General features: G+C 70.8%; 19 protein-coding genes, 1 tRNA gene and 1 pseudogene. 6 read left to right on the forward strand and 15 right to left on the reverse strand.

Annotated features, from left to right (window positions below; all coding sequences use genetic code 11):
- Window positions 1–176: 176 nt before the first annotated feature.
- Window positions 177–1,349, forward strand: coding sequence for a TerD family protein (locus OG747_RS10270; RefSeq protein WP_405878982.1), 1,173 nt, complete (start codon window positions 177–179; stop codon window positions 1,347–1,349).
- A 194-nt stretch (window positions 1,350–1,543) separates the two neighbouring features.
- On the opposite strand, the gene OG747_RS10275 is transcribed toward OG747_RS10270, so the two are convergent.
- The gene (locus OG747_RS10275) at window positions 1,544–2,110 is read right to left on the reverse strand and encodes a TetR/AcrR family transcriptional regulator (RefSeq protein ID WP_405878983.1); all 567 of its coding nucleotides are present in this window, start codon (window positions 2,108–2,110) and stop codon (window positions 1,544–1,546) included.
- A gap of 136 nt (window positions 2,111–2,246) precedes the next feature.
- On the opposite strand from OG747_RS10275, the gene OG747_RS10280 reads away from it, so the two are divergent.
- Window positions 2,247–3,713 carry an MFS transporter gene (locus OG747_RS10280; RefSeq protein ID WP_405878984.1) on the forward strand — a complete coding sequence of 489 codons (1,467 nt, stop codon included), beginning with the start codon at window positions 2,247–2,249 and terminating at the stop codon, window positions 3,711–3,713.
- A gap of 225 nt (window positions 3,714–3,938) precedes the next feature.
- Here OG747_RS10280 and OG747_RS10285 read toward each other — a convergent pair whose 3' ends face one another.
- The 4 genes from OG747_RS10285 to OG747_RS10300 form a co-directional block, all read right to left on the reverse strand.
- Window positions 3,939–5,522, reverse strand: a complete 1,584-nt coding sequence (locus OG747_RS10285; protein WP_405878985.1) for a TROVE domain-containing protein — start codon at window positions 5,520–5,522, stop codon at window positions 3,939–3,941.
- Window positions 5,523–5,902: 380 nt separating this feature from the next.
- A tRNA-Met gene (locus tag OG747_RS10290) sits at window positions 5,903–5,972 on the reverse strand.
- A 45-nt stretch (window positions 5,973–6,017) separates the two neighbouring features.
- Window positions 6,018–7,475, reverse strand: a complete 1,458-nt coding sequence (locus OG747_RS10295; protein ID WP_405878986.1) for an alkaline phosphatase PhoX — start codon at window positions 7,473–7,475, stop codon at window positions 6,018–6,020.
- 208 nt (window positions 7,476–7,683) lie between these two features.
- Window positions 7,684–9,111 (reverse strand): hypothetical protein, encoded by a 1,428-nt coding sequence (locus OG747_RS10300; RefSeq protein WP_405878987.1) that lies wholly within the window; start codon window positions 9,109–9,111, stop codon window positions 7,684–7,686.
- Between the two features lie 580 nt (window positions 9,112–9,691).
- Here OG747_RS10300 and OG747_RS10305 point away from each other — a divergent pair.
- Window positions 9,692–11,518, forward strand: a complete 1,827-nt coding sequence (locus tag OG747_RS10305) for an endonuclease/exonuclease/phosphatase family protein (RefSeq protein ID WP_405878988.1) — start codon at window positions 9,692–9,694, stop codon at window positions 11,516–11,518.
- 164 nt (window positions 11,519–11,682) lie between these two features.
- Here OG747_RS10305 and OG747_RS10310 read toward each other — a convergent pair whose 3' ends face one another.
- The 4 genes from OG747_RS10310 to OG747_RS10325 all read right to left on the reverse strand — a co-directional run bounded on the left by OG747_RS10310 (window position 11,683) and on the right by OG747_RS10325 (window position 14,032).
- Window positions 11,683–12,417 (reverse strand): SRPBCC domain-containing protein, encoded by a 735-nt coding sequence (locus OG747_RS10310; protein ID WP_405878989.1) that lies wholly within the window; start codon window positions 12,415–12,417, stop codon window positions 11,683–11,685.
- A gap of 20 nt (window positions 12,418–12,437) precedes the next feature.
- Window positions 12,438–13,118: an ArsR/SmtB family transcription factor gene (locus OG747_RS10315; protein ID WP_405878990.1), complete on the reverse strand. Its 681-nt coding sequence runs from the start codon at window positions 13,116–13,118 to the stop codon at window positions 12,438–12,440.
- A gap of 114 nt (window positions 13,119–13,232) precedes the next feature.
- On the reverse strand, window positions 13,233–13,901 hold the full coding sequence (locus OG747_RS10320; RefSeq protein WP_405878991.1) for a hypothetical protein: 669 nt from the start codon (window positions 13,899–13,901) through the stop codon (window positions 13,233–13,235).
- Window positions 13,898–14,032: a hypothetical protein gene (locus OG747_RS10325; RefSeq protein WP_405878992.1), complete on the reverse strand. Its 135-nt coding sequence runs from the start codon at window positions 14,030–14,032 to the stop codon at window positions 13,898–13,900. Before OG747_RS10325 ends, OG747_RS10320 begins: the two co-directional genes overlap by 4 nt.
- Window positions 14,033–14,199: 167 nt before the next feature.
- Here OG747_RS10325 and dapA point away from each other — a divergent pair, with 167 nt between their 5' ends.
- Window positions 14,200–15,126 carry a 4-hydroxy-tetrahydrodipicolinate synthase gene (dapA, locus tag OG747_RS10330; protein WP_405878993.1) on the forward strand — a complete coding sequence of 309 codons (927 nt, stop codon included), beginning with the start codon at window positions 14,200–14,202 and terminating at the stop codon, window positions 15,124–15,126.
- 238 nt (window positions 15,127–15,364) lie between these two features.
- Entirely contained in the window at window positions 15,365–15,871 is a 507-nt protein-coding gene (locus OG747_RS10335; RefSeq protein WP_405878994.1) for a hypothetical protein, read from the forward strand.
- A 99-nt stretch (window positions 15,872–15,970) separates the two neighbouring features.
- Here the strand turns inward: OG747_RS10335 and dapD are convergent, their stop codons facing one another.
- The 4 genes and pseudogenes from dapD to OG747_RS10355 all read right to left on the reverse strand — a co-directional run.
- On the reverse strand, window positions 15,971–16,960 hold the full coding sequence (gene dapD, locus OG747_RS10340; RefSeq protein ID WP_405878995.1) for a 2,3,4,5-tetrahydropyridine-2,6-dicarboxylate N-succinyltransferase: 990 nt from the start codon (window positions 16,958–16,960) through the stop codon (window positions 15,971–15,973).
- A 354-nt stretch (window positions 16,961–17,314) separates the two neighbouring features.
- Window positions 17,315–17,854 carry a TetR/AcrR family transcriptional regulator gene (locus OG747_RS10345; protein WP_405878996.1) on the reverse strand — a complete coding sequence of 180 codons (540 nt, stop codon included), beginning with the start codon at window positions 17,852–17,854 and terminating at the stop codon, window positions 17,315–17,317.
- Window positions 17,854–18,174: a DMT family transporter gene (locus OG747_RS10350; RefSeq protein ID WP_405878997.1), complete on the reverse strand. Its 321-nt coding sequence runs from the start codon at window positions 18,172–18,174 to the stop codon at window positions 17,854–17,856. The genes OG747_RS10345 and OG747_RS10350 overlap by 1 nt, the downstream gene beginning before the upstream one ends.
- Window positions 18,175–18,242: 68 nt before the next feature.
- Window positions 18,243–18,353 (reverse strand): annotated as a pseudogene (locus OG747_RS10355) (VOC family protein); the annotation flags it as partial.
- A gap of 418 nt (window positions 18,354–18,771) precedes the next feature.
- Here OG747_RS10355 and OG747_RS10360 point away from each other — a divergent pair.
- Window positions 18,772–19,746 (forward strand): AbfB domain-containing protein, encoded by a 975-nt coding sequence (locus tag OG747_RS10360; protein ID WP_405878998.1) that lies wholly within the window; start codon window positions 18,772–18,774, stop codon window positions 19,744–19,746.
- A gap of 87 nt (window positions 19,747–19,833) precedes the next feature.
- On the opposite strand, the gene OG747_RS10365 is transcribed toward OG747_RS10360, so the two are convergent.
- Entirely contained in the window at window positions 19,834–20,187 is a 354-nt protein-coding gene (locus OG747_RS10365) for a metal-sulfur cluster assembly factor (RefSeq protein WP_405878999.1), read from the reverse strand.
- Window positions 20,184–20,648, reverse strand: coding sequence for a Fe-S cluster assembly sulfur transfer protein SufU (gene sufU / locus OG747_RS10370; protein ID WP_405879000.1), 465 nt, complete (start codon window positions 20,646–20,648; stop codon window positions 20,184–20,186). Before sufU ends, OG747_RS10365 begins: the two co-directional genes overlap by 4 nt.
- Window positions 20,649–20,662: the final 14 nt, after the last annotated feature.

Raw genomic sequence — 20,662 nt, forward strand, 5'->3', positions numbered from 1 at the left:
CCGGCCCAGGACCATGGGCCCGCCCACCACCGGGTGCCTACCATCCCGCCGATCCCCGCCCCGCCCGGCCGAACACCGGACCGGTGTACAGCGATCCGGCCGGCACTGGCCGACATCGCCAGGCTCGGTAAGGGAACGGTAAAGCGGCCTCGCTCGTTACCTCGAATATGACAGCTATGACCCCTGGCTCGAACATCCCTCTCCCCGTCACCCGCGTGACGGTGGACGTCGCCGCCCCGGTGCGGCTCGACGTATCGGGCCTGCTGCTCACCGCCGACGGCAAGGTGCGCTCCGACGACGACTTCATCTTCTACAACCAGCCGACCGGCCCCGGCGTGACGTACCGCTCGGGCGGCGGCACGTCCCCGGACGCGATCACGGTCGACACGGCCGCGGTCCCCCCGGGCATCGAGAAGATCGTCGTCACCGCGAGCCCGGACGCGGCCGGCCAGACCTTCCAGGGCATCGAACCCACGGCCACCATCCGCAACGCGGACGACAACGCCGTACTGGCCTCCTTCACCCCGCCTCAGCTCGGCACCGAGACGGCGCTGGTGATCGTGGAGATCTACCTGCGCAACGGCGCATGGAAGGCCCGCGCGGTAGGCCAGGGATACGCGAACGGCCTGGCGGGCATCGCCACGGACTTCGGCGTCACGGTGGAGGAACCGGCCCCGGCCCCCGTCGCCCCGCCCACCCCGGCGATGCGGCCCCCGGTGGCACCGTCGGCCCCGCCCGCCCCGGCGGCTCCCCCCGCCCCGCCCGCCTCCGGGAAGATCAACCTCGACAAGGGCCGGGTCAGCCTTCAGAAGAACCAGACCGTCTCCCTGGTCAAGGGCGGCCGCCCGCTGCTCTCCCAGGTCAAGATGGGCCTCGGCTGGGAGCCGGCGTTCCGCGGCAAGGACATCGACCTGGACGCCTCGGTCATCGCGTACGGCCCGCAGCGCAACCACATCGACAGCTGCTACTTCGGCAAGCTCTCCATCGTGAACGGCGCGATCAAGCACTCCGGCGACAACCTCACGGGCGAGGGCGGCGGAGACGACGAGGTGATCGTCGTGGACCTCGGCCGCCTTCCCCAGGACGTCACCGGTCTGGTCTTCACGGTCAACTCCTTCTCCGGCCAGAAGTTCACCGAGGTCGCCAAGGCCTACTGCCGCCTCCTCGACGCCGCCACCGGCGAGGAGCTGGTCCGCTTCGACCTCACCAACGCCGAACCCCAGACCGGCGTGATGATGGCCAAGATGATCAAGCAGTTCTCCGGCGAGTGGGAGATGACGGCCCTGGGCGACTTCGTGAAGTCGCGTACGGTCCGGGGCATGGTCAAGCCGGCGGCCCAGGCCCTCTGACCCCGCGACCGCCACCGGGGCGCAAGCCCCACGCACCCGCCGCCGCCCACGCACCCAAGGGGCCGTGCCGGTGCGTCCACAGCCCGCGTACGTCCGGATCTGGAAACGGCTCCCCATAGGGCAACGTCCGATCCTGCGGCGACGGGCTGGCACCGGCACGGCCCCGACCCACTCTCCCGGCGGACAGCGCACCGCTACGGCCGCAGCCCCTCCGTCAGCAGCGACAAGTACCGCCGAATGTACTTCCCCCGCCCATTGGCCAGCTCCGACGCGGTAGCCACCCCGTGCGCCAGCCGCAGCACCTCGATCGGCTCCACGTCCGCCCGCAGCGTGCCCTCCCGCTGAGCCGCCTCGACCAGCCGCGTGGCCGCCCCCCTCACCGAGGTCCCGCAGGCGGTCAGCACCGCGGAGCTCCCGTCCGAGACGGCCGACCCGAGCAGCGTCTTCAGCCCGCGGACCTGGATCGTCGCCTCGCTCAGCTCGTTGAGCCACTCCACCAGCGCCTCGCCGGGCGGCAGCTCCGCCGCGATCTCGTCCGCGCGGGCGGCGATCGCCTCGATGCTGTCGACGTAGACGGCCTCCAACAGCGCCTGCCGGGTGGGGAAGTGCCGGTACAGCGTCCCGGAGCCCACCCCGGCCCGCTTGGCGATGTCGTCGAGGGACGCGCCCTCCCCGTGCTCGGCGAACGAGACCGCCGCTTCCTTCAGCAGCCGCTCATAGTTCCGCCGCGCATCCGCCCGCATCGGCTTGACCTGGCTCATTCAGATACTCCTTGCCAACCGGGGACTCTCTCCGTATCTTAACGAGCACTAAACGGAGACAGTCCCCGCTTATCTCTGCGGGCAGTCCGCGCTGCCCTCACACCACTCACCAGGGACACAAGACAGGGAGCATCCCATGTCCACCCCGTCCGCACCGTCCACCCCGTCCACGCCGTCCCCCACCAGCCCGCCCGAGGCCACCGACGAGCACCCCGCCCGGCTCGGCACCGTCCTCTTCGTCATCGTCACCGCCTATTTGATGGTCGGCGTGGACTCCACCGTCGTCAACGTCGCGTTACCCGGCATCCAGAAGGACCTGGACTTCAGCCCGACCGGCCTCTCCTGGGTCCTCAACGCCTACACGCTCACCTTCGGCGGTCTGCTCCTCCTCGGCGGCCGGGTCGGCGACATCGCGGGCCGCCGCCGTACGCTCACCGTCGGCGTCCTGCTCTTCGCCGCCTCCTCCCTGCTCGGCGGTCTCGCCACCGACGGCGCCTGGCTGCTCGCGGCCCGCGCGCTCCAGGGCGTCGGCGCCGCCCTCACCGCGCCCAGCACGCTCGCCCTGATCACCACCAACTTCCCGGAGGGCCCCCGCCGCCACCACGCCCTCGGCATCTACGCCTCCATGGCGGGTATCGGTGCCTCCGTCGGCCTGGTCCTCGGCGGCATGCTCACCTCCTGGGCGTCCTGGCGCTGGGCCCTGCTGATCAACGTACCGATCGGCGTCGCGGTCGCCGTGGCCCTGCCCCGCTTCGTCACCGAAACCCCGCGCCACGCGGGCCGGTTCGACGCCGCGGGCGCACTCTCCGGCACGGCGGGGACGACCTCGCTGGTGTACGCGTTCATCCGGGTCTCGGAGGAGGGCTGGAGCGACACCCAGGCGCGGCTCGGATTCGGCACGGCGGCGGCCCTGCTGGTGGGCTTCACCCTGATCGAATCCCGCGCGGACCAGCCGATCATGCCGCTGCGCCTCCTCGCGAGCCGCAACCGCGCGGGCGGCTACGCGGGCGTGCTGCTGCTGCCCGCGGGCATGTTCGGTGCGTTCTACTTCCTCACCCTGATCTGCCAACAGGTGCTGGGCTACAGCCCGCTCCGCGCGGGGTTCGCCTTCCTGCCCATGACCCTGGCGATGTTCACGGTCGTGCGTTTCGTGCCGCGGCTGCTCGGACGGCTCGGCGCCAAGCCGGTGTTGCTCACCGGCATGGCCCTGCTCGTCGTCGCGGCCGCCTGGCTGTGGCGGCTGAAGCCCGGCGACGGCTACCTGACCGGCCTGTTCGGTCCGCTGCTACTGATGGGCCTCGGCGTCGGGCTGAGTTTCATGCCGCTCAACGCGACGATCCTCGCGGGCATCGAGCCACGGGAGGCGGGCGCCGCCTCCGGCCTGCTGCAGACCCTCCAGTGGCTCGGTGGCACGCTCGGCCTCTCCATCCTGGTCACGGTCTTCGGCACGACGACCCGGCACGCGCACGGCTCCCCGTCCGAAGTCCTCACCGAAGGAGCGGCCCGCGCGTTCGGCATCGGCTCACTGATCGCACTGACCGCCCTGCTGGTGTCGGCGTTCGTGATCACGGGCACGAAGCCCAAGCCCAGGGCTGCTGCCTAGAAGAGCGCGCTGTGGGTCTTCGGAGCTGGCCGCCCACCGAGGTGGGCGTAGAGACGGTGGAGTCGCGGTCGGCCTCGCAGCGCGATCGGGCGGCCTCGTCCAAGACGTCAACACGGATCACGCACCCGCCACCCGACTCCGTGAGCTCCCGCAGCTCCTTGACGTCGATCCCTAATCCCCCACACAAGCGTGCGACCCACGCCGAAGCATGGGCCGCACCGAATATCAGGCGCCCCACGGCCAGTCCGCATCCCGCGCCGCTTCCAGAATCGGAACCATCCGGAAAGCCGCGTCCGAAAGGCCCCCGAACGTGTGCCTGTTCGCCGTCCCGGACGGGCCGTGGCCCGCCCGGTACCCGGCCAGATTCCAGGTATAGACCGGGACGTGCGCCGGGACCTGCTCGGTCGGGTCCCCGTAGTGGCTGTACGTGGCCTGCTCGTCGGTGACGATGAGCACCCGGTCGTGCTTCTTGTAGTGCGCGCGCACCGCCTCGCTCGTGTTGGTGCCCCCGAGGTCACCGAAGCGCTCCAGCACCTTGAGTACCGACTCACCCTTGCGGAACTTGACCTTGTTGCTGCTGGTGCCGAACTCGACGAGATCCGCGTCCGCCGCCCGCAGCGCGAGCGCCGTGCCGAAGATCGCCGCCGCGTCCGCCCGGTTGAGCTCCGAGCGGTCGGACAGCCGCGAGTAGAACATCGAACCGGACCGGTCGACGAGCACGAGCGTGCGTCCGGGCAGCGCGGGCACGTTCGCCAGCGAGTGGCCGAGCGCCTGCTCCAACGGGTACGACCAGCGCAGCGAGGGCGCGTGCTGGTACGCGGCGAGGTAGCGGAACGGGAACTGCCGCGAGCGCGCCACCTCCGCCGGGTCACTGATCTTGGCGGCGACCTGAGCCGCCACCTCGTCGCTGACCCCCGTCTCGTCGAAATTCCGTAGGTTGCGAACGAGCGACGTCGCACCCATGGACGGGATCACGGCCTCCCAGGCCGCCTTGTCCATCGGGCCCTGCAGCCAGCCGGCCAGCGCCTCCCACGTCATCCCCGCGTCCGCGAGGCGCCGCGCGCCGTGCGCGCCGGTCACGACCTTGCGCCGCTTGGCGGGCCGCAGCGCCATCAGGTCACGGTGGGCGACCAGCACGGGCAGCGACTTGGGGACCACGGCCGTGTCCGGGTTGTGACGCCGATCCAACGCATACTGGAACAGATCGCCCTGCCACGGCTTGTCGGGGTCCGGCGCCGCGTGCACCAGGTTGAGGATGTCGCCGAAGCGGTAGCCCTTGGACGCGGTGTCGTACTTCAGCAGCGACTTCGCGTGGTACAGACGCCGTACGGCGTCGGCGATGCCCCGCTTGACGGGCTTGGGCACGTTGCGGCCGTACTGGGAGGTCCAGTAGGCGAGCAGCTCGCCGGGCTCGTCCGGGCGACGCAGTACGGAGTCGATGACCTGGCGGTTGGCCGGGCCGTCGGTGGTGCCCGCGTCGAGACGCGCCTTCACGTACTCGGCGGCGCCCACGATCGAGGCCGTACGAAGATTGCCCTCGCCGCGCAGCCAGCCGAGCAGGGCGGCCGTCCACGACGGGTCGGCGACGGCGAGCTCGCGCACGAGCGTGGCGAACCGGTCGTCGCGGTCCGCGCCGGACTCGTAGAAGGTGTTCTGCGAGACGAAGTTGGCGATCGACAGAAGAAAAAGTTCGGAGCGCGCGTCGCGCTCCTGGCCGCGGCCGCCCTGGTGCGTGCGCAGCACGCGCCCTGTCGATGTCACACGGGAAGTGGGCTGCGCCTTGGCCGCCTTGGTGTTGAATCGCGCCATGGTGAATTCCCCCGAATTCTTTCTACGACGGTGAAGTCGTGTTTCGGAGGGAGGCGCAGCAAATGGAGGGTGCCCGAGTTCAGAGGTCGGCGACGGACTTAGCCAGATGCTCTACCCAATTGAGCTACACCGACCCGAAGTCGATGACGGGACTTGAACCCGCAACCGTCCGATCCAATGAAGTAACCGTTGCCTGCGCACCGGGCACCCACCATGAGCTGCGCCTCCCGAGATCAAGTCGGCGGCGGCGTGGATTCTTTGAGAGAGAAGTAGCCGCAGCCCGCGCACCGGGAGGTGCATGAAGTTGTGGTGTCCAGAGTTCAAGGCCGGCGGAACCGACGTAGGTGCTCTAACCCCTGAGCTACACCGGTCCGTTGTACCGATGGCGGGACTCGAACCCGCGGCCGCCCCATTATGAGTGGAAGTAGGTCCTGCCTTCGCACCTGGACGTGCACCACTTTAGGAGGGCTGCCGCGGTTCGAGCCATTGATTTAACTACCCGCGCTTCTGGCGCTTCCAGGGCCCGGTGATGGCGAACATGATGCCCGGCTCCTGGATGTTGGCGAAGAGGGTCCTGCCGTCGGGCGAGAAGGTGACGCCGGTGAACTCGCTGTAGGACGGCTCGGTCTCGGTGCCGATGTTGAGTTCGTTACGGGCGATCGGGTACGTACGGCCGCTGTCGGTGGCGCCGAAGAGGTGCTGGATGCCCTCGCCGTCCTCGGCGATGACGAGGCCGCCGTACGGGGAGACGGTGATGTTGTCGGGGCCGTCGAAGGCGCCGTCGGCGGAGGGGTCGGGGTTCACGCCGAGCAGGACCTTCAGCGTCAGGGTGCGGCGCTTGGGGTCGTAGAACCAGACGGCGCCGTCGTGGTGGACGGGGCTCTCCGTGCGGGCGTACGAGGAGACGATGTACACGCCGCCGTCTCCCCACCACATGCCCTCGAGCTTGCGGGCGCGGGTGACCTGGCCGTCGGTGAACTGCTTGCGCACGGAGGTGGTCCTGGCGTCCCGGTCGGGGACGTCCACCCAGTCCACGCCGTAGACCGTGTCGATCTTGGTGGCGCGGGAGAGGTCGTCGATGAACCGGCCGCCGGAGTCGAAGCACTTGAAGGCCTGCAGCGCGCCCGCGCCGTCGGCGAGGGTGGCCAGCTGTCCGTGGCCGTGCTCGAAGCCCTGCGGCGGCGTCCAGCGGTACAGGAGACCGTTGGGGCCGGCGGCGTCCTCGGTGAGGTACAGGCGACCGCGCTTGGGGTCGACGACGACGGCCTCGTGGGCGTACCGGCCAAGGGCCTTGATCGGCTTGGGGTCGCGGTTGCGGCGGCGGTCGGCGGGGTCGACCTCGAAGACGTAGCCGTGGTCCTTGGTCATGCCGTTGACGCCGGCCTTGTCCTCGGTCTCCTCGCAGGTGAGCCAGGTGCCCCAAGGGGTGTTGCCGCCCGCGCAGTTGGTGGAGGTGCCGGCGATGCCGACCCATTCGGCGACCTGGTCGTGGCGCACCTCGACGACCGTGCAGCCGCCGGACGCCGCAGGGTCGTAGACCAGGCCCTCGGTGAGCGGTACGGGGTACTTCCAGCCGGCGCGCGGGCCCTTGAGCTCGTGGTTGTTGACGAGGAGGGTGGCGCCGCGCGGGCCGTCGAAGGTGGATGTGCCGTCGTGGTTGGACGGCGTGAACTCACCCGAGTCCAGCTTGGTCCGGCCGCTGTAGGTGATGACGCGGTAGGAGAATCCGGCGGGCAGCGCGAGCAGGCCCTTCGGGTCCCGGATCAGCGGTCCGTAACCGACTCCGCCGTGCCGGTCCGCCGACCCGTCGCTCCCGTCCTCCCCCACGCTCTCGGTGTCGGTGGACGCGAGGGCGTTCGAAGCGGTGGCGAGGGCACCGACACTGCCGGCCAGGGCGACACCGGCACCGGTGAGCGCGGATCGTCTGGCGAAGTCCCTGCGGGTGAGCGACATGGGTGTCTCCCGTGACGGTGGAGGATGACCCTGGAGGGTGGCCGAGGGCGTTGCGGCCACACCGTCCCGCCCGCGCCTGAACGGGAGTTGAACGCCGGGCGGCTTCACCGCCCTCGCTTCCATGAACCCGTAAGGACTCCCCCACAGGGACCAAAAGTCCCTCGGGGCCGGGGAACGGGGGAAGCCCCCGGGTCGGCCCCGGCCCGTGTCAGCCCCCTTGCTGCGAACGCGCCTTGAACGCGGCCTTGCGGGCCTCCTTGGCGACCTTCTTGTCGGGGTGCAGCCGGCCCATCGCCTCCAGGACGTCCGGGGTGGCCGGGTGGTCGACCCGCCAGGCCGCGGCGAAGAAGCCGCCGTGCTGCTGGGCCAGGCCCGCCACGAGGCCTCGCAGCTCGGCGGAGTTGCCCTCGGCGGCGAGCTGCGCGGCGAGCGTGTCGATGGTGAGCCAGAAGACCATCTCCTCGGACGGCGGCGGCACGTCGGCGACGCCGTGTTCGGAGAGCCAGACCCGGGCGAGTCCGCCCAGCTCGGCGTCGTCGAGAACCTCGCGGAGCGCGGGCTCGGCCTCCAGGCCGACGAGTGAGAGCGCCTGCTGACAGCGCAGCCGGCGCAACGGCGCCCCGGCGTCGCCGCCGCGCGCCGCGGCGAGCAACTCCCGTGCCGCGGCCAGGGGTTCGCGGCGGGCGAGCCACTGCTCGGTCTCGGCCTGGGCGGCGGTCGGCGGGAAGGTGGAGGTGCCGTCCAGCAGCGCGTCCGCGCCCTTGTCCGCCAGCTCCCCCACGGCGGGAGCGGACAGGCCGGATTCCAGCAGCCGGGCCCGCAGCCCGTACAGGCCGAGCGGCGTCAGCCGTACCATCCCGTACCGCGATACGTCGGTGTCGTCGCCGGCGGCCGAGGGCTCCTCGTCGGTGTCCGCCATCAAGGTCTCGTCGACCGGCTGGAAGTCGACGAGGCCGACGGGTTCGAGCAGCCGGAACTGGTCGTCGAGCCGCATCATGGCGTCCGACACCTGCTCCAGTACGTCGTTGGTGGGCTCCCCCATGCCGTCGGGCACGATCATCGACGCGGCGAGCGCCGGCAGCGGTACAGGCCCGTCACCCGCCCCGTTCTCGCTCACGGTCAGCAGGTACAGATTGCTGAGCACCCCGTCCAGGAACTCGGCCTCGGCCTCGGGGTCCCAGTCCAGCCAGGAGAAGTCGATCTCCCCGCCGCCGTCCACCGCGTCGACGAGATCGTCGAGGTCGGGCACGCTCGCGTCGGCGAGCACCGTCTCCAGGGCGGCGAGCCACACTCCCAGGACGTCCTGCGGCCCCCCGGAGGTGAGCAGCGCGAGGTCCGCGCCCGCGGCGACCGTGCCCTCCTCCTCGTCCACGATCTCGACGAGGCCCGTGTAGACGGCCACCCGCCAGGCCTCACTGGCGAAGGCCGCCGCGTCGTCGCCGGACAGCCCGAGCGCCTCGGCCGCCGCCGGGAGCTGTTCCTCGACGAGTTCACCGTCCGCGCCGACCCGCGTGTCCGGGCCGGCCCAGCGGGCCAGCCGCGCGGCGCGGGAGAGCAGCGGGGTGGCGAGCGCGTCCCGCGCCAGCTCCGCTTCGGACGTCAGCCGCACCGGCGGCAAGGGGGAGCTGTCTGACATCGGCTGGGTTCTCCTCCGAACAATCAGGACCCGATGAGCGGGACGGAACGGCCCGTACAGCGGGACCGCACGACCCGACCGGCAGGACCGACCAAGCATGACAAGCGTGACAAGCGTGACATCCACCGGGGCCCGGCAGTGTGCCTCCGGGCCCGGCGGCACATCCCCGGCTCCGGCTGGACACCTCCGGCTCCGGCAGGGGCACCCACCGAATCCGACCGGCACACCCACCGGCTCCGTGAGGACATCGTCCCTCAGGACATCCGTCGCACATCCGTCGCGCCCCGAGGACCACCCCGGACCCGAAGATCCGGACGCCGCCCCGGAAAACCGCGCGGACGGCTCAGCCTAGACGGATTTCCACCCATGCCGCCCGGTTCATGTCCCTGTCAGGAGCTGTACACCCCTGAATCCTTGACAACTCCCCTTCCCACACACGAGATTGACGCGCGTAGAAGCTCACACGGGGCACCCGCCTCACCGGCTTCTACGCGCGTCACCGACCCGCACGCAGGTCGCGCTACCCCCCACACGCTCCACCCTCGTCCCGGCGCTCATGTAAGTCCCCGGAGGGATTCCCTTGCCGAGCAAGAGAACCGCGCGCATCGGCGCGCTGACCGTAGCCGCGGTCTGTTCCACCGTCTCCGCCGTGGTGCTGACCGCACCCGCCCACGCGGACACCGTCCACATCCACGACATCCAGGGCACCACCCGGACGTCCCCCTACGCGGGCCAGAAGGTCACGGACGTGGCGGGCATCGTCACGGCAGTGCGGACGTACGGCTCGTCCAAGGGTTTCTGGATCCAGGACCCGAACCCGGACGACAACCCGGCCACCAGTGAGGGCGTCTTCGTCTTCACCAGCTCCACCCCGAAGGTCGCCGTCGGTGACTCGGTCACCGTCACCGGCACCGTCTCGGAGTACGTGCCGGGCGGCGCCTCCTCCGGCAACCAGTCGCTGACGGAGATCACCAAGCCGACGATCACGGTGGTCTCGTCCGGCAACGCGGTCCCCGCGCCCACGGTCATCGACAGCCGTTCCGTGCCGGCCGAGTACACCCCCGCCGGTGACACGGCAGTGAGCGGCTCGATCAACGCCCTCACGCTGGAGCCGACGAAGTACGCCCTGGACTACTACGAGTCCCTCGAGGGCATGAACGTCCAGGTCGCCGACGCCCGCGTGGTCACCGCCACCGACCCGTACAGCGAGCTGTGGGTCACGGTGAAGCCGCACGAGCACGCCACCCGCCGCGGCGGCACGATCTACGGCGCGTACACCTCGCAGAACACCGGGCGCCTGCAGATCCAGTCCCTCGGCTCGACCGCCGCCTTCCCGGCCGCGAACGTCGGCGACGAGCTCTCCGGCACCACCGCGGGCCCGCTCGACTACAACCAGTTCGGCGGCTACACGCTCGTCGCGAGTCAGCTGGGCACCCTGGAGAAGGGCGGCCTGCAGCGCGAGACGACCCGCAAGCAGTCGCGCGGCGAGCTGGCCGTGGCGACGTACAACGTCGAGAACCTGGACCCGGGCGACGGCACGTTCGCCGCCCACGCCGCCGCGATCGTGAACAACCTGCAGTCGCCCGACATCGTGTCCCTGGAGGAGATCCAGGACAACAACGGCGCGACGGACGACGGCACGGTCGCCGCCGACCAGACGGTGAACAAGCTGATCGACGCGATCGTCGCGGCGGGCGGCCCGAAGTACGACTGGCGTTCCATCAACCCGGTCAACGACCAGGACGGCGGCGAGCCCGGCGGCAACATCCGTCAGGTCTTCCTCTTCAACCCGGAGCGGGTCTCGTTCACGGACCGCGCGGGCGGCGACTCGACGACCGCCGTCGGTGTCACCAAGGTGCACGGCAAGGCGCAGCTGACCGCGTCCCCCGGCCGGATCGACCCGGCCAACACGGCCTGGACGTCCAGCCGCAAGCCGCTGGCCGGCGAGTTCGTCTTCCGTGGCAAGACGGTGTTCGTGATCGCCAACCACCTCAACTCCAAGGGTGGCGACCAGGGGCTGACCGCGCAGTACCAGCCCCCGACCCGCAGCTCGGAGACCCAGCGTCATCTGCAGGCGACGGCGGTGAACGCCTTCGTCAACGAGATCCTCAAGACGCAGAAGAACGCCGACGTGCTCGCCCTCGGCGACATGAACGACTTCGACTTCTCGGACACCACCAAGATCCTCGAGGGTGACGGCGAGCTCTGGTCGGCGATCAAGTCGCTGCCGAAGAACGAGCGTTACACGTACGACTACCAGGGCAACCAGCAGGTCCTCGACCAGATCCTGGTCAGCCCGTCGATTCGCAGGGACTGCGACTTCGAGTACGACAGCGTGCACATCAACTCGGAGTTCTCCGACCAGATCAGCGACCACGACCCGCAGGTGCTGCGGTTCCGTCCGTAGGCCTGTAGGGGGCTGCGGTTGGGGCCGCAGCCCTGAGAAAAGGGAAGAGCCCGGCCCCGTCGTCCGGGGGGCCGGGCTCTTCCCTTGCTCGGTGTCAGTCGCTCAGTGCCAGTTTCTCGGTGTCAGTTGCTCCGCGTCAGTCGCTCGGTGTCAGTCGCTCGGCCTCAGGCCGCGAAGACCTCGTTCAGCCAGCCCTGCCAGGCGGTCTCGTTGTGCTTGGCGTCGGCGTCGGACGCGAAGTCGTGGACGCTCATGCCGACCGGCGCGCCCCAGTGGTTGCGCCCGAAGAAGCGGATGAGGGCGTTGTCGGTGCGTAGCCCGATGAAGTACGGGTTGCGGAAGTCGACCACGGCGTCGAGGACCTGTCCCTCGGGCCCCTGGGCCCGAACCCGCGTGCCCTCGGCCGTGTCGTCCGCGAGGCCGAGCGCCCGCCCGACGGCGGCGAAGGCGTCGGACGCCGTGGACGCCCCGGGCCCGTTGAAGGTGGCGAAGGCGACCGGGCGGCCCGCGAAGTGCGTGACGTACTCGCGCAGGGTGTGCAGATAGAAGTCCGTGTGCTTGCTCGCGCCGTCGTACTGGTTGTCCCAGTCCTCGACGAAGATGCCGCTGTGCACGTACCGCACCCACGATCGCCGGCCGTCGTCGCGCGGCTCGATGGTCTCGTCGATCTGGTTGAGGGTCTGCTGGGAGATGCCCTCGACGTCCTCGACCAGGCTGGTCAGACGGTGCGGCGGGTCCCAGTTGGTGAGCGTGGAGCCGAAGGGCCCGGTCCCGCCCTGGCGCGGCTCGAACTCCATCGGCCACAGCCAGCCGCCGGTGCCGCTGGTGATCGCGTCCCACATCTGCTCCGGGGTGGCGTCGACCTCGAACTCGCGGGCGATCTCGAATTCCTTGGACATGGTGGTGGTTCTCCTGGGGTTCAGTCCTGGGCGGGCGGGGTCGGAGCCGACGTGGGAACGGCGTCGGGCATGACGGCGGCTTCCGGCTTGACGGCGGCTTCCGGCTTGACGGCGGCTTCCGGCTTGAGCGTCGGGTGGACGGCGATGACGATCCGGTGGTCGCGCCCGCCTTCCGCGTTCCCGTCGTGGTACTTGCGGATGAGCGCGCCGACGCCCTGCGTCAGCTCCTCGATGAACGCGGCGCGGTCGGCGGCGGAGGCGAAGGTCACCTCGCCGTCGAGCGCGTAGGTGGCGAGCCGCTTGCGGGCCTTCGCCGCGCCGGTGATCAGCGAACCCACGTCCCTCACCAGCCGGGCGCCGAGCGCGAGCAGCCAGCGGGCCGAGAGCTGGTCCCGGAAGCGGTCCGGGTCGGGCTGTACGGCGGCGAGGGCGAGCGGCGAGATGACGTACGACGCCGCCGTCGCGCGCATCAGCCGCTCGGTGACGTTGCCCTTGCGGCGCTCGCCCGCGAGCTCGACCAGGCCGTGCCGCTCCAGCGCCTTCAGGTGGTAGTTCACCTTCTGCCGCGGCAGCCCGACCTTCCCGGCCAGCATGGCGGCCGACGCGGGCCCGGCGGCCAGTTCGGCCAGCAGCCGGGCCCGTATGGGGTCCAGCGAGACGGCGGCTGCCTCTGCGTCCTCGATCACGGTCACGTCCAACATGACTCCACGGTCCCACCGAAAACTTTTTTTGTCCAGACGGATCGAGTTGTCGGAAGATGGACGAGGAGGACAGGGAGGGTAGGGAGAAGTGGGACAAACGGCCCTATGCCGGCCCTAGGCCTGCTTCCCGCCCTCGTCGAGCCGTGCCAGCTGGGTCTGGAACCAGTCGAGCCGGGCCTGCAGCAGGGCCGCCTCGGCGACGAGTTCGGACACTCCGAGCCCGGCGGGCAGGTCCACGGCCACGGACCCGCTCCCGGCGCGGACCCGCAGCCCCGCACCGGCCAGCCGTGCGAACCCCGCGAGCGACACGGACGTACGACCGCGTACGCAGCCCGCGCAGGCCACCGTCAGGGCACGCCAGCCGGGCCGCCCCCAGCCCGCGTCCGCGAGCGCGGCGGCCACCGCGCCGCACACGCAGGGACCGACGGTCGCGGTCCGCACCCGCTGGCGGGCGTACCGGAATCCCTGCTCGAAGCGGATGTAGGCGCCGAGTACGGAGACCTCGAGGAGGACGGCCGCCCGGTGCTCGGCGGTGCACAGCATCGCCTCCGCCGCGCCGCGGTCGTGTACGCAGTGGAAGCCGCAGTCGCAGCGGCGGTGCGGCGCCCGGTGCCGCAGCCCGTAGACGCAGCGCGCCTCGTCCAGCACTCCGTACGGCTGCGCGCCGCCGAGGGAGACGCCGGTGAACCCGGCCCGGGTGCCGTCCTGGGACAGCACCGGGTGGGCGATCTTGTATCCGGTCGGCGGCTCCGTCGGGCGTTCCTCGGGGAGCCGCAGTCTCACCGGGCGACCGGGACCTCTTCGGGCACGGACGCCTCCAACTCCTCGATTTCCTCGGGCAGTTGGAGATTCTCTTCGTCCGCGCGAGCCTGCTCTTCCGCGACTCCGGTGGCGAGTGCCTTGCCCAGCCTCATGACGCCTCCCGCGATCTGCCGTCGACTTCCGTCCTCGCCATGGTGACCCATGAGGGGCCGGGTTGGCATCAGGGCCTCAGGAAAGCCACTACTCCGTAGCATCACTTCCCTTTACCTCACAGAAGAATTAAGTGGAGCTTCACAGTGGGGGTGTCGAGACTACTCGCATGACGACCTCAGCCACCGCCGCCTCACGCCCCCGCCCCCACCCCCGCCCTCCCTTCGGCCGCGCGCTCTGCGCGATGGTCACGCCCTTCACCGAGGCGGGCGCGCTCGACCTCGACGGGGCGGGGCGGCTCGCCGACGGGCTGGTCCGCGCGGGCTGCGACGGCCTGGTCCTGTCCGGCACCACGGGCGAGTCCCCGACCACGACGGACGCCGAGAAGGCCGCGCTGGTACGCGCCGTGCGCGAGGCGGTCGGCGACCGGGCCGCGATCGTCGCGGGCGTCGGCACCGCCGACACGCGGCACACCGTCGAACTGGCCCTGGCGGCCGAAAAGGCGGGCGCGGACGGCCTGTTGGTCGTCACGCCGTACTACAGCAGGCCTCCGCAGGACGCCGTCGCGGCCCACTTCCGGGACATCGCGGACGCCACCGGGCTGCCGCTCGCGCTGTACGACATCCCGGGCCGCACCGGCACCCGCATCGAGCCCGACACGCTGATCCGGCTCGCCGAGCACCCCCGGATCGTGGCCGTCAAGGACTGCGCGTACGACCTCCTGGGCACCCAGAAGGTGCTGGCCCGCACGGAGTTGGCGTACTACGCGGGCTGCGACGAACAGGTGCTCGCGCTGCGCGCGGTCGGCGGTACGGGGTTCATCAGCACGGTGGCGAACGTGGCCCCGGGCCCCTTCCTCGCGATCCTCGACGCGTTCGAGGCGGGGAACACGGCCGAGGCAGCCCGTCTCCAGCAACGAGCCCTCCCCCTCATCGAGTCGATGATGGCGTCGGGGCTGCCCGGCACGGTCACGGCGAAGGCCCTGCTCGGCCGGCTCGGCCTGCCCGCGGGCCCGGTCCGCCCGCCGCTGCGGCCCGCCGGCCAGGAGGTGACCGACGGACTGCTGACGGCGTACGAACGGCTGGTGGCCGCCTGATCAGCGCCCGGCGAAGAGGTCCCGCTCGAGGACGGCGGCGCTCCGCGGGCCGGGGGCGACCGCGGCGAAGGACCACTTCGTCTTCCCCGAGGGTCTGCTCCGACGGCCCTGACGGCCCGCCCCTGTTCCCCTTGCGACCCCTGTACCCCTTGTGACGGGTACGCCTGCCCGCCGCTGTGCCCCGGGGCCGCGATCAATTCCCCGGCGTCCCCGGCCCGGCGTCGCTTACCGTGGCCCCGTGAGCCGACCCCTGCTGTTCCTCGACGTCGACGGCCCGCTGAACCCGTACGCGGCCCAGCCGGAGCGCCGGCCCGAGGGCTACACGACGATCCGGGTGGCGCTGTCCCCCGGCAGGCCCCTGCGCGTCTGGCTCCACCCCGACCACGGCCGCGCGCTCCTCGGCCTCGGCTACGACCTGTGCTGGGCCACGACCTGGATGGACGCCGCGAACCGCTGGATCGCCCCGGTCATCGGCCTTCCCGAACTCCCGTACGTCGATTTCACGGGCGCCCTGTTCGCCACGCGCCCGGACGGGGTGCACTGGAAGACGGCCCGGATCGTGACGTACGCGGCCGGCCGCCCCTTCGCCTGGATCGACGACGAGCAGAGCCCCGCCGACGACACGTACGTCGCCGCGCACCACCACCCCGCGCCCGCGCTCCTCCACCACGTCAACCCCCGACTGGGCCTGCGTGAGCCGGACTTCGCGGCGCTGGCGGAGTTTGCGGCGACGCTGCCCACATAGCGCAGCCCCGCGCCCTGAAGGGGCGCGAGGCTGTGACATGTACGGCTCCGCCGCGTGGGCGCGACCGGCCACGAACACCCGCGGCCGAAGACGAACCGATCAGTTGTGGCTGTGCAGAACCTCGTTCAGGCCACCCCACACCGCGTTGTTCGGTCGCGCCTCGACGGTGCCGGTGACCGAGTTGCGCCGGAAGAGGATGTTCGATGCCCCGGACAGCTCGCGGGCCTTGACGATCTGCCCGTCGGGCATGGTCACCCGGCTGCCCGCGGTGATGTACAGCCCCGCCTCGACCACGCACTCGTCGCCGAGGGCGATGCCGACGCCCGCCTCGGCGCCGATCAGGCAGCGCTCGCCGATGGTGATGCGGACGTTGCCGCCGCCGGACAGGGTGCCCATGGTGGAGGCGCCGCCGCCGATGTCGGAGCCGTCGCCGACCACGACGCCGGCCGAGATGCGGCCTTCGACCATCGACGTGCCGAGGGTGCCCGCGTTGAAGTTCACGAAGCCCTCGTGCATGACGGTGGTGCCCTCGGCGAGGTGCGCGCCGAGCCGGACGCGGTCGGCGTCGGCGATCCGGACGCCCTTGGGGGCGACGTAGTCCGTCATGCGCGGGAACTTGTCGATGGACGTCACCTGGAGGTGCAGTCCCTCGGCGCGGGCGTTGAGCCGCGCCTTCTCGACGTCGTCGACGGCGACCGGGCCGAGCGAGGTCCAGGCGACGTTGGCAAGGTGACCGAAGATGCCGTCCAGGCTCTGGCCGTGCGGCTTCACGAGACGGTGCGAGAGGAGGTGCAGGCGCAGGTAGGTGTCGTGCGCGTCGATCGGCTTCTCGTCCAGCGAGGCGATGACCGTACGGACCGCGACCACTTCGACGCCCCGGCGGGCGTCGGGCCCGATGGCCTTGGCGGCGCCTTCGCCGAGCAGCTCGACGGCACGCTCGGCGGACAGCCGCTCGGTGCCGGCGGGGCCGGGTTCGGCGGACAGTCCGGGCGCGGGGAACCAGGTGTCGAGGACGGTGCCGTCGGCGGTGAGGGTGGCGAGGCCGGCGGCGACGGCGCCGGTGGTGCGAGTAGCAGTCGTGTCGGTCATGGGTGAAACCTAACGCGGCACGGGGCGCACGAGCGAACCGGTGCGCCCGGCATCTCACGTGCCGGGCGCGCACCGTACGCCCCCCTGCGCGGCCGCCTGGCAGGAGCCCGGCCTCCCACCGGAAAGCGCACCGGACCTCGCGGGTCCGCCACCGGTGAGGTCGGGGGTTCGGGGCGTGGCGGTGGCGGTCCGCAGGGGGCTCCGAGGCCGTACGGCCGCCCTTCACCGTGAGCACCGCGGGGGGACCGGCCCCGCAGATCCCGCCTGCCCGGCCGAGGACGTACGCCCCGCACCGAACACACCCCCTGGGCCCGGCGCGTACCGATACCGCCCGCGCCGAACCCTCCCGCCCCCTCAGCCGATGACCCGCCCCAACACCTCCCGCGCGTACCCCTCGTCGTACGTCGCCCCCGTCAGCAGCACCTGCAGACAGATCCCGTCCACCAGTGCGACCAGTGCCCGCGCGGTGACGGGGTCGGTGCGGCGGGCGAGGGGTTCGGCGAGGCCCTGGACCCATTCGGCGGCGACGGGGCGCAGGGCGGGGCGGCGCAGCGCCGCGAGGTAGAGCTCGTACTCCAGCTCCACCCCCGTACGGTCGCCCGCGAGCCACTCGCCCATCAGCCCGGCGAGCTCGCCGGCCAGGTCGCCCCGGGGGTCCTCCAGCGCGCCGCGCGCGGCGATCACCTTGGCGAAGCCCTCGTTCGCCTGGCGCAGCGCGGCGACCATGAGGTCGTCGAGGGTCTTGAAGTGGTACGTGGTGGAGCCGAGCGGCACGTCGGCCTCGGCCGCGACGGTGCGGTGGCTCAGCCCGGCGAGCCCCTTGGCGCCCACCACCCGGATCGCCGCGTCGATGATCCGCTGCCGCCGCTCGGGGTCGTAACGGCGCGCCGCCATCAGTGGGCTCCGCCGAGGTTCAGCACCACGACCCCGCCGATGATCAGCAATATCCCGGCGACCCTGGTGAAGCTGAGCGCCTCGCCGAGGAACAGCATGCCGATCGCGGCGATGACGGCGGTCCCGGCGCCGGCCCAGATCGCGTAGGCGGTGCCGACCTGGACGGTCTTCAGGCACTGTGCGAGCAGCGCGAAGGCGACGAGGTAGCCGAGGACGGTCACCAGCGACGGCCAGGGCCTGCTGAAGCCCTCGCTGTACTTCATGGCGGTCGTGGCGGCCACCTCGGAGACGATGGCTCCGGCGAGCAGTGCGTATCCCATGTGTACGAGTGTACGTATCGATGCGTACGCCCGTACACAAAGCGCCCTGTACGTGCCCACCCGTGCGCTCACTCCACGAGCGACTTCTTCGGTCGCAGCACACAGAATTCGTTGCCCTCGGGATCCGCGAGGACGACCCAGCCCACCCCCTCGCCCTGTCCGACGTCGACCCGACGCGCCGTGGGTGCGCCGATGTCAGGTCTTGCGGGCGGGTACGGCCACCCCGGCGACACGGTACGGCTCGCTCATCCCGGGGGCGTCTCTGTGTGATCGAAGTCCGGGCTCATCGGGGCGCGGAGACGCTCCGCCTCACCGGTTCGGGATGCGATTCCGCCCGGTGTGAAAGCCGGTTCGGAATCGCAAGAATCAGGTGATGCCACCACGCCCCTGAATTCCCATGAACCCCCATCAATCCCCGTGGGGCCGCTGGATCAGTGGGGGAAACGGCTGCTCAGAACTCACCATGTCCACTACTGTTTCAACAGTCGCGCACCTGGTCCCCACGGCTACCACCGTTCCGGGTGCCTGCGCCCCCCTCTTGTACTGAGACCAGTAGACGAATCCGCGTGCGCCTTGGGCGACGCTGGAGGAACGCCCATGCCAGAAACAACGCCAGAGCCCGAATCCGAGCCCTGGCCCGACCAGCCCGCGCCCACTTCGGAGGAACCCGCCTGGCGCCCCACCCCCCAAGGCACCCCCTATCCGGCGGAGCTGCCCCCCTTCGTCGAGCCGCCGGCGCCCTGGGAATCCGGAGAAGTCCCGGACGAGGGACGGCTGCCCGGAACCCGACGGCTGTGGATGGCCGGCGGGCTCGCCGTGGCGGTGCTCATCGCCACCGCGACCGCGATCGCCGTACTGGACAGCAATACTGACGCCGCGTCGAAGAACCGGGCGAACCACACCACCTCCGACACCGACGTCCCGTTCATACCCGGCTTCTCCGCCTCGGCCGACGGCAGCTCCGGGGCCCCGGCCGGCAAGACCGCCCTGTCCTCCCCACGACCCTCCGCCTCCGACTCCGCCGCCTCGGACTCGGCCTCGCCGGGGCCCTCGGAACAGGGTTCCGACGCCAAGCCCGTCCCCAGCACCACCGGGCCGTCGACGACCGCCTCGTCCAGCAAGCCGCCCGCGTCCAAGCCCGTCTCCTCGTTCAAGTCGCTCCAGGCCGTCAACTACCCGGACCGCTACTGGCATCTGAGCAACGGCCTCGTCAGCCTCGATCCGGTGGACTCGGGCAGCTCGGACTCGACCAAGCGGGACGCCAGCTTCAAGGTGGTCGAGGGGCTCGGCAACGCCAACTGCTACTCCTTCATCACGGCCGACGGCGCCTATCTCCGCCACCGCAACTTCTATCTGCGCGCCGACCGCAACGACGGCTCCGACCTCTTCAGCAAGGACGCCACGTTCTGTCCCCGGACGTCGGCGTACACCGGCGCCGTCATGCTGGAGTCGATCAACTACCCGGGCCGCTATCTGCGCCACCGCAACTTCCAGCTCCGCCTGGACTCGTACGACAACACTCAGTTCTTCCGCTCGGACTCGGCGTTCCGCGTGGTGAACGGCTGGAGCTGAGCCCAGGAAACACGGGTGGAGCTGAGTCCAGGAAACAGTGTGGCCCCCCGGCGTACTGCCGGGGGGCCACACTCATGCGCGCGGTGCTCAGACGTTGAAGCCGAGCGCCCGAAGCTGCTCGCGTCCGTCGTCCGTGATCTTGTCCGGGCCCCACGGCGGCATCCAGACCCAGTTGATGCGCAGCTCGTTGACGAGGCCGTCCGTGGCGGACTTGGCCTGGTCCTCGATGACGTCGGTGAGCGGGCAGGCCGCGGACGTCAGGGTCATGTCGATCGTCGCGATGTTCGCGTCGTCGATGTGAATGCCGTAGATCAGGCCGAGGTTGACGACGTCGATGCCCAGCTCGGGGTCGACGACGTCGTACAGCGCCTCGCGGAGTTCCTCCTCCGAGGCCGGCTTCGTCGTCAGGCCCTCTTCCGATGTCACGGTGTTCTCGCTCATGCCGTCTTCCTCTCGGCGCTCTCGCCCAGAGCCTGGGCCGTCGCGTCCTTCCACGCCATCCAGCTCAGGAGGGCGCACTTGACCCGGGCCGGGTACTTGGAGACACCGGCGAACGCCACCGCGTCCTCCAGCACCTCCTCCATCGCGTCGTCGGGCTCGACCTTGCCCTTGGACTGCATCAGCTCCAGGAAGGTCTCCTGGATCTTCTGCCCCTCGGACACGTCCTTGCCGACGAGAAGCTCGTTGAGCACGGACGCCGACGCCTGGCTGATGGAGCAGCCCTGGCCCTCGTACGAGATGTCCGCGATCCGCTCGCCGTCGTACTTCACGCGCAGCGTGATCTCGTCGCCGCAGGTCGGGTTGACGTGGTGCACCTCGGCATCGCCATCCCGCAAGCCCCGCCCGTGCGGGTGCTTGTAGTGGTCCAGGATGACTTCCTGGTACATCGAATCAAGCTTCACGTCTCAGCCAGCCC

It is taken from the genome of Streptomyces sp. NBC_01384 (assembly GCF_045040035.1).
Lineage (GTDB): Bacteria > Actinomycetota > Actinomycetes > Streptomycetales > Streptomycetaceae > Streptomyces.